7 protein-coding genes and 1 rRNA gene are annotated in these 8,130 nt (G+C 70.9%); 3 read left to right on the top strand and 5 right to left on the bottom strand.

All coding sequences use genetic code 11. From position 1 onward, the window contains the following. The 3 genes from rrf to DVH02_RS29885 all read left to right on the top strand — a co-directional run. Positions 1 to 90, top strand: a 5S ribosomal RNA gene (rrf, locus tag DVH02_RS29875); the annotation flags it as partial. Positions 91 to 193: 103 nt separating this feature from the next. Next, complete coding sequence (locus tag DVH02_RS29880; RefSeq protein WP_114626977.1) at positions 194 to 469, top strand: hypothetical protein; 276 nt, start codon at positions 194 to 196, stop codon at positions 467 to 469. A 245-nt stretch (positions 470 to 714) separates the two neighbouring features. Continuing rightward, positions 715 to 1,161 carry an ALF repeat-containing protein gene (locus DVH02_RS29885; RefSeq protein WP_114626978.1) on the top strand — a complete coding sequence of 149 codons (447 nt, stop codon included), beginning with the start codon at positions 715 to 717 and terminating at the stop codon, positions 1,159 to 1,161. A 162-nt stretch (positions 1,162 to 1,323) separates the two neighbouring features. Here DVH02_RS29885 and DVH02_RS29890 read toward each other — a convergent pair whose 3' ends face one another. The 5 genes from DVH02_RS29890 to DVH02_RS35345 form a co-directional block, all read right to left on the bottom strand. Beyond that, positions 1,324 to 2,931 (bottom strand): type IV secretory system conjugative DNA transfer family protein, encoded by a 1,608-nt coding sequence (locus DVH02_RS29890; protein ID WP_233518541.1) that lies wholly within the window; start codon positions 2,929 to 2,931, stop codon positions 1,324 to 1,326. A 1-nt stretch (position 2,932) separates the two neighbouring features. Next, a complete protein-coding gene (locus tag DVH02_RS29895) occupies positions 2,933 to 4,393 on the bottom strand; it encodes an ATP-binding protein (protein WP_114626982.1) in 1,461 nt (486 codons plus the stop codon). 67 nt (positions 4,394 to 4,460) lie between these two features. Further along, positions 4,461 to 6,014, bottom strand: a complete 1,554-nt coding sequence (locus DVH02_RS29900) for an SCO6880 family protein (RefSeq protein ID WP_114626979.1) — start codon at positions 6,012 to 6,014, stop codon at positions 4,461 to 4,463. Then, complete coding sequence (locus DVH02_RS29905; RefSeq protein WP_407697695.1) at positions 6,011 to 7,399, bottom strand: hypothetical protein; 1,389 nt, start codon at positions 7,397 to 7,399, stop codon at positions 6,011 to 6,013. Before DVH02_RS29905 ends, DVH02_RS29900 begins: the two co-directional genes overlap by 4 nt. Beyond that, positions 7,389 to 8,130, bottom strand: a 742-nt coding sequence (locus tag DVH02_RS35345; protein WP_158575955.1) for a hypothetical protein, incomplete at its 5' end; no start/stop codon positions are given. The genes DVH02_RS35345 and DVH02_RS29905, both read right to left, overlap by 11 nt.

Raw genomic sequence — 8,130 nt, forward strand, 5'->3', positions numbered from 1 at the left:
ACCGGTTACATTCCGAACCCGGAAGCTAAGCCTCACAGCGCCGATGGTACTGCAGGGGGGACCCTGTGGGAGAGTAGGACGCCGCCGAACAATTATTGTGGGAATGCCCCGCACCTTCTGGTGCGGGGCATTTCTGCGTTCAAGGGCAGAAACCACGTTGCGGACGGGCAGAGTCCACCCGGAGGATCGGCCCATGAACGATGCCAACGACCTGGTGATCCGGCCCGTACACCCCGACGAGTGGGCCGAGGCCAGGGCCATCAGGCTTCTCTCGCTCCAGGACCCGGCGGCGCCGCTGGCCTTTCTGGAGACGTACGAAGAGGCCGTCGCACGCCCCGACGACTACTGGCGCGAGCGTGCCGCGCGTTCCCACGTCCGGCAGTTCATCGCCGAGGCCCCCGACGGCGACTGGATCGCAACGGTGGCCGTCATCATCAAGGCAGCCGGCGGCGCGGACTTACTCGTCTAGTTCACAAGGCAGGCTCCGACAGCGGTTGTTCAGCGCTTCGGGAGGCAATCCCCACCGTGCCGGCTGCGAAGCGCACGAGAAGTGACAGCACCCGATGCCAGGACCGACGGCTCCAGCCCGGCCCTGTCTGACCAGTTGCGCGGACGGCAACAACCAGTCGATGAAGACTGCCGGTTACCGTCATGGATCTCTGCGGCACACAGCGCGAGGATCTTCGCACTGACAGCTCGACCACGGAGGCATACATGAGACCGACCCGCGCTGCTCTGCTCGTCGTGGCCACCGCACTGACGCCTGCCCTCCTCTTGACCACCCCGGCGTTCGCCACCGGCCCGACGGCCACGTCCGCGTCCACGACGGTGCTGGCCACGTCCGAGACGCCGGTGGACGAGATGTCCGAGGACGACCTCCGCATTGCGGTCCTGCGCGTCCTGGCCCGCGAGGACAGTGGCCGGGCGGTCGTGCGGGAGGCCAACAAGGCCCTCGACGGCACCGTGGAGGACCTGCGCGCCTTCCTGAAGACGGGCTACCGCCTCGCCCAGGCCGAGGACGACCGCGTCGCCATCGCCCGCATCCTGGCCGACCCGACCATCAGCGACGCTCTCCGCGCGGCTGCCGAGGAGGTAATCGACGGTACGCCGGAGGAGCTGCGGTACTTCGTCGAGGTCGGGCAGTACGAGGTGGACGGCTAGGGTCAATACCAGTGACTTTGCGGCTGCCGGGGCTGTCGGCGGACCGTGTTTCCGCAGGTGAGGCCGCCGAACTGGCCCCTATGTCACTGGTATTGCGGCTAGGGTCTGTCTTCGACGTCCCGCCTGCCTTCTGGGCGGACGGCGCTTCCTTTGAAGACAGGGCTAGAACGCGTGCCGTGGCCAGCGGTCCTTGCCCTGCTGCGGGGAGCGGAGCAGCGCGAGGGTGGCGAGGCCCTGCTGTTCGCCGGTGGCCAGCAGCCGCGGGAGCTGGGGGAACGGGGCCACTGCCGCGATGTCGTCCAGGACCAGGGACATTGGTGGGTCGAGCCGACCGTCAGATGACCGTGCGGCCATGCGGCGGCCGTGCTCGACCACGTGCGAGGTGAGTGCGGTGAGCAGAGGCATCGCACCCGGGCGGGATCGGGGATCTTCGATCGCTTCACCCACCACATAGAGCGTGCCCCCCTCGCTGACAAAAGAATCCAGCGCGAGCGCATCAGTTCGGTTGGGGGTGCAGGCGTCCCGGATGTGGATCGACGAGAGGGCGCCCAGGGCACGGCCCGTCAGCTGCTGTGCCGTGTCGCGGCGTTCGGGATGGGCCGTGAGCGCGGATTCCAGCAGGCCGGCCTGGCCGGAGGCGGCCTTGGGGTGGGTGCGGAGTATCCGTACCGCCTCGTGGGCGCCGCTGCCCTGCGTCCAGCGCAGCACCTGCTTCACCGGGCGGCCGTCCACCGCCGCCGCGTGCAGCCAGCAGCGCAGCAGGGTCTCCGCGGTGTCGGCCATGGCCGCGTCCAGCAGGGCTCTGGGGCGTACGGGCGAGAGCAGCGCGCTCGCGCGTGCCGCCGCCGTGCCCGGGTCCTCGCACCCCGCCGTCGGGGACCAGTGCATCCGGGCCGGGGTGTCGCAGAGGTGGCCGGGGTCGTAGACGAGGACGGGGCCGAGCTTGGCCCGCGTGTCCTTGGTCTCCGCCCATACCGTCGGGTCGGAGGTGACGACCAGCGCCGGGCCCTGGGCGTCCAGGATCGCCTGGACGGCGCTCGGCCTGCGGGTTGCCGGGTCGCCGTAGCGGACGCGCGGCGCCGGGACGGGCGGTTGGGGCGACGACGGAGGGGGCGGCGTGGGCACGACGGGGGGCGCGTCCGAGGCTACGGTGACGACGTGAGGCACCGGCACCGGCAGCGGCTCGGGCGTGGGCGTGGGCTCGGGCGCGGAGACCCGCGTCTCGGGCGGAGGCGCCGCTGCCGGTATCGGGATCGGGGTCGGCGGCAGGCTCTCCACCGCCGTACTCTGCACCGCCGTACTCTCCACCGCCGTATTCTCCGCCCACGTTCTCGCCACTTGGACCGGCTCGGGCGTCGGCGCCGTGCCGCGCTCCTTGCGCCTGGCCCGTACCACGCGGTAGCGCGCCGTGACCCCCAGCACGAACACCGTGAGGACGGTCAGCACCATCAGCTGACTGATCAGCAGACCCCAGAACAGCCCGTATCCGGACAGCTCCGCCGACGGGGTGTCCGGCCAGGCCGCGGCCAGGTCGTGCGGTGCCGAGGCGAGTTCGCGCATGGCCATGGGCGTGCGCGTGAACGTGACGCCCGTCGGCCAGCCGCCGTGCGCGAACAGGCCCGCCAGGCCGGTGGCCGACCAGACCAGCAGCGTCAGCCCCAGGAGGAAGCCCAGCAGCCCCACCAGCAGCCCGTCGGGGATGCCGCCGCGTTGGTGGTGGGCCCCCTGGCCCCGGGGCGCGTCGTACGGCGACGGGTCGTGGCGCGACATGTCATGCCACCGTCGACTCGGAGGATTCGTTGAGCCTGCGTTGCCTCTCCAGGAGAGCCGCCCGCTGTTCCGCCTCCCAGTCCGCCGCTCTCATGTCCTCGGGCAGTCCGCCGCCGCCCAGCGCGAGGGCGTCGGCGGCGTCCGAGGCGTTGGACGCGGCGGAGTTCTCCGTCATGGCGCGGTCGGTGAAGACGAGGGGCCGTTCGGCCTCCGTCACCAGGTGTTTGACGACCTGGACGTTGCCGTTGACGTCCCAGACGGCGATGCCGGGGGTGAGGGTCGGGATGATCTCGACGGCCCACCGGGGCAGGCCGAGGACCCGGCCGGTGGCTCTCGCCTCGTCGGCCTTCTGGGCGTAGATCGTCCGGGTCGAGGCCATCTTGAGGATGGCCGCGGCTTCCCGGGCGGCCGCGCCGTCGACCACGTCGGAGAGGTGGTGGACGACGGCGACGAAGGACAGCCCGAGCCGACGGCCGAACTTCAGCAGCCGCTGGAAGAGCTGGGCGACGAAGGGCGAGTTGATGATGTGCCAGGCTTCCTCGACCAGGAAGATGCGCTTCTTGCGGTCGGGGCGGATCCAGGTGTGCTCCAGCCAGACGCCCACGATCGCCATCAGGATCGGCATCGCGATCGAGTTGCGGTCGATGTGCGAGAGGTCGAAGACGATCAGCGGGGCGTCCAGGTCGATCCCGACGGTCGTCGGCCCGTCGAACATGCCGCGCAGGTCGCCGTCGACCAGCCGGTCCAGGACCAGGGCGACGTCCAGGCCCCAGGCCCGTACGTCGTCCAGGGCGACGTTCATCGCCTCGGCCGACTCCGGTTCCGGGTGGCGCAGTTGCTCCACGATGTCCGTCAGCACCGGCTGGCGCCGCACGATGCTCTCGTTGACGTAGGCGTGCGCGACCTTGAGGGCGAAGCCGGAGCGTTCGTCCAGGCCGTGGCCCATGGCGACTTCGATGATCGTACGGAGCAGGGCGAGCTGCCCGGTCGTGGTGATCGACGGGTCGAGCGGGTTGAGCCGGATGCCGTGGTCGAGGGCGGCCATCGCGTCCAGCCGGATGGGGGTTATACCCAGCTCCTGGGCGATCAGGTTCCATTCGCCCGCGCCGTCCTCGCCCTGGGCGTCGAGGACGACGACCTGGCGGTCGCGGAACCGCAGCTGGCGCAGGACGTACGTCTTCTCCAGCGCCGACTTGCCGTTTCCGGACTCGCCGAGCACCAGCCAGTGCGGGGCGGGCAGCTGCTGCCCGTACAGCTGGAAGGGGTCGTAGATGTAGCCCTTGCCGCTGTAGACCTCGCGGCCGATGATCACGCCCGAGTCGCCGAGCCCGGGGGCGGCGGTGGGCAGGTAGACGGCCTGGGCCTGGCCGGTCGACGTACGGACCGGCAGGCGGGTCGTCTCCACCTTCCCGAAGAGGAAGCTGGTGAAGGCGTCCGTGAGGATGGACAGCGGATCTCGCACCACAGGCCCCTTTCGGCTCATCGGCCGGCGTCGGTCGCCGACTGGCGGCGAGCCGGCGCTGGTCGGATTATCGGCGGATGCCGGTCGCGAACGGCAAGGTGTTCACAAAGGCACGGTGGTGCTCGCGGTCGCACCACTCCAGCTTCAGATAGGACTTGCCGGCCGAGGCTCTGATGGTCCTTTTGTCTCTGGCGAGGCTTTCCGGGGACCTGGACGACACGGTGATGTACCCGACGAGGTTGACTCCGGCAGCGCCGCTCGCGAGATCTTCACCCCGCTGGTCGAGCCGGCCGTGCGCGGCGATGTCGCGCGGGTCGACCGTACGGTTCATCTTGGCGGCGCGGCTGGCTTCCGCGTCGTCGTTGGTCTTCTCCGTCAGCATCCGCTCGATGGCGATCTCGGTGGGTTCGAGGTCCATGGTGACCGAGACCGTACGGATCACGTCGGGGGTGTGGACGAGCAGCGGCGCGAGGAAGTTCACGCCGACCGGGGTCATCGGCCACTCCTTGACCCAGGCGGTGGCGTGGCACCAGGGCGCGCGGGTGGACGACTCACGGGTCTTGGCCTGGAGGTATGTCGCCTCCATGGCGTCCAGCTCGGCCGGCCAGGCGTTTCGTTTCGTCATGGCCTGGATGTGGTCGATGGGGTGGTCGGGGTCGTACATGGAGTGCACGAGCGAGGAGAGCCGGCCCTGGCCGAGCGGCTGGCGCACCCGGATGTCGGCCTCGGCGAGGCGGGCGCAGATGTCGGTGAGTTCGCGCGCCATGACGACGGCGAGTCCCGCGTCCCGGTCGAGTTTCCTCGTACCGGCGGCCTGGCGGGCGGCGCGGGCCATGGCCTGGCCCTCGGCGGCGAGTTCGCGGGTGTAGTGCATGCACGCGACGAGATAGGCGCGGTGCTGCTCGCTGGAGGTGGAGACCATCGACTGGAGCTGGTCGTAGGAGTCCTGGAGCCAGCCGGGCGACTTGGCGTCGCCGCGCTGGGCGACGTCCTTCTCGTGCGCGTCGGGGTCGGCGGGCAGGGTGCGGGCGAGCATCTGGAGCCGGGTGACGAAGCCGTCGCCGTTGGCGACGTGCTTGAGGAGGGTGCCGAAGCGGTCGACGAGGGCTTCCTGGTCCTCGCTGTCGCGCAGTCCGACGCCGGGGCCCTCGATCTCGATGGCGGCGGTGACGGTCCTGCGGTCGGCGTGCAGCAGGACGGCGATCTCGTCGGGGCCGAACGGCGCGGCCAGCCAGTTGATCCGGCCGATGCCGGGGGGCGGGCCGACCTCGACCTCGCGGCCGTCGAAGCGCGTGCCGGCCTCCATGGCGGTGGAGCGGTAGGCGGTGCCCCGGCGGAGGGCGCGCTTGTAGCTGCGGTTGATCTCGAACCACTTGTAGAACGTGCGGTGCTTGTACGGCATGTACACGATGGCCAGGGCGATCATCGGGAAGCCGGTGAGGGTCACGATCCGCAGCGACAGGACGGGCACGAGCAGGCCGCACATCATACCGAGGAACGCCCCGGCGATGATGAGGGCGATCTCGCCGGTCTCGCGGTTCTTGCCGACGATCGCGTTCGGCCGGGCGCGGCCGATGAGATACGTGCGGCGGGGCGCCATCGGTTGGGTCTGAGTCGTCAACGCCCTCCACCTCCTGTGCTGTTGTTGCCGGTCCCGGAGGAGCGGGGGCCGCGCGCGCTGTGCGGGGTGCCGCTGGTCGGGCTGCTGTTACGGGGCGGGGGAGCGGCGGCGGGCAGGTGGCCGGCGCCGCCCGGTCCGCCCGAGCCCGTGCCGCGGGCGCTGTGTGCGGCGACGCCGCCGGAGACGGGGTTGGCGGGGCGGGCGCCGCCGCTGTCGCCGCCGCCCTGCTGGCCGCCGCGGCCGCTGTGGGTCTTGATGCCCTGGGAGACGAGGGCGGCGGGGGAGCTGATGAGGGCGGCGGCCTGGGCGCCGTTGGTGGCCTGCTTGCGGTTGGTGCGCGAGGAGGCGATCTCGTCGCCGAAGCCGGGCACGAAGCGGTAGATCATCGCGGAGGCGAAGATCGCGAGCAGGATGATGGCGAGGCCGGAGACGACGGCGGAGAAGGCGTCGGGTCCGTTGTCGGCGGAGAGCGCCCCGGCGAGGCCGAGGACGATCACGATGACCGGTTTGACCATGATGACGGCGATCATGATGCCGGCCCAGCGGCGTACGTGGCCCCACATGTTCTTGTCGACGAGCCCGGCGTAGACGACGGTGCCCAGCAGAGCGCCGACGTAGAGCAGGGCGGCCCGGATGACCAGCTCCAGCCAGAGGACTCCGGCGGCGAGGATCGAGACGAGGGCGACGACGATGAGCATGATCGGGCCGCCGCCGATGCTGTCGCCCTTTTTGAGGGCTTCGGCGAAGCCGCCGAAGAAGACGTCGGTCTGCCCTCCTGTGGAGGAGGAGATGACGTCGGTGACGCTGTCGGTGGCGGAGACGATCGTGTAGAGGATCAGCGGGGTGAAGGCGGAGGCCAGGACGGTCAGCCAGAGGAAGCCGATGGCCTCGGAGAGCGCGGTGGTCAGCGGCACGCCGCGGATGGCGCGCTTGGCGACCGCGAGGAGCCACAGGACGAGGGTGAGGACGGTGGAGGCGGCGAAGACGACGGCGTACTGGCGGAGGAAGGCCGGGTTGGTGAAGTCGACGTTGGCGGTGCTCTTCACGGCTTCGCTGAGCTTGCCGACGATCCAGGCGGCGGCGTCGGCGCAGCCCCGGGCGAGGGAGGAGAGCGGGTCGAGGGCGTCGGCGGAGTTGGAGGTGGTGCCGGCGCGGTCGGAGCCCGCTCCCTTCGCGCCGTCCTCGCAGTAGTCCTTGGCGAGGCCGACGATGAGTTCGCACGGGTTGTCGCTGGCGCTCGGCGACGGCGAGGGCGCGCCGGGCGAGGCGGGGGCGGTGGGCGTCGGTTCCGCCGAGGCCCGGGTGGCGAGGGTGAGGATCAGTACGGAGGCGCCCGCCAGGGGGGCGGCGAGCATGGACGTGCCGAGACGCCGGCTACCGGGCATAGGTGAAGCCTCCGTATCCCTGAACGGCCTTGGAGATCTCGTCGGCGGACGAGGCTCTGTTGCCCGCGCCGACCGGGGTGGGGCCCTGGGTCTGGCTGGAAGAGGTGATCTTCCAGTCGCCGTCGGTCCAGGTGAGCTGTTCGGTGAGGGTGAACCAGGTCTCGGTCACGGGTTTGGTGGAGCCTTCGCCGGCCAGGCCCACCAGGCCGGTGGACCAGACCTCGACGGTCGCCGCCGTGTTGTCGATCTTGGTGACCTTCGTGCCGATCGGGACCGTCCGGGAGACGAAGGTGAGGCCGTCGGGGGCCGAGCCGTCCTCGTTGAGCCCGACGGTCTTGAGGAACGCGGGCGAGTAGGCGCGGTCCAGGTCGGTCAGGAGGCCGTCGGCCTTGGCGGGGTCGTGCGTCGCGCGGATGACCTCGTCGCGTCCGGTGGCGTGGAACATGGCGTCGGAGCCCAGCGCCACCGCGTAGTTCGCCGCCGCGCTCGCCGCGCCCTGTTCGTCGCGGGCGAAGCCGGAGGGGATGGTTCCGTTCGTGCCGGTGACCGGTTTGACGCCCGATGCCGCCGTCGGGTCGCTCCGGGCGCCCGAGTTGCCGCTGTCGGCCCTGTCGCGGGAGGAGCCGCCCTCGCCGCCGCCCCGGTTGGCGAAGGCGATGGCCGCGATGAGGAGGACCACGACGCCGACCACCGTGACCAGGGAGCGCGTGGGGCGGCGGCGAGGGCGGCTC

It is taken from the genome of Streptomyces corynorhini (assembly GCF_003346515.1).
In the GTDB taxonomy this organism is placed as follows: Bacteria; Actinomycetota; Actinomycetes; order Streptomycetales; family Streptomycetaceae; genus Streptomyces; species Streptomyces corynorhini.

What these genes read in the sequence shown, in the direction of transcription:
- DVH02_RS29890 (WP_233518541.1), bottom strand. Translation starts at nt 2,931, where the DNA reads ATGTCGCGCCACGACCCGTCGCCGTACGACGCGCCCCGGGGCCAGGGG.
- DVH02_RS29880 (WP_114626977.1), top strand. Translation starts at nt 194, where the DNA reads ATGAACGATGCCAACGACCTGGTGATCCGGCCCGTACACCCCGACGAG.
- DVH02_RS29885 (WP_114626978.1), top strand. Translation starts at nt 715, where the DNA reads ATGAGACCGACCCGCGCTGCTCTGCTCGTCGTGGCCACCGCACTGACG.
- DVH02_RS29905 (WP_407697695.1), bottom strand. Translation starts at nt 7,399, where the DNA reads ATGCCCGGTAGCCGGCGTCTCGGCACGTCCATGCTCGCCGCCCCCCTG.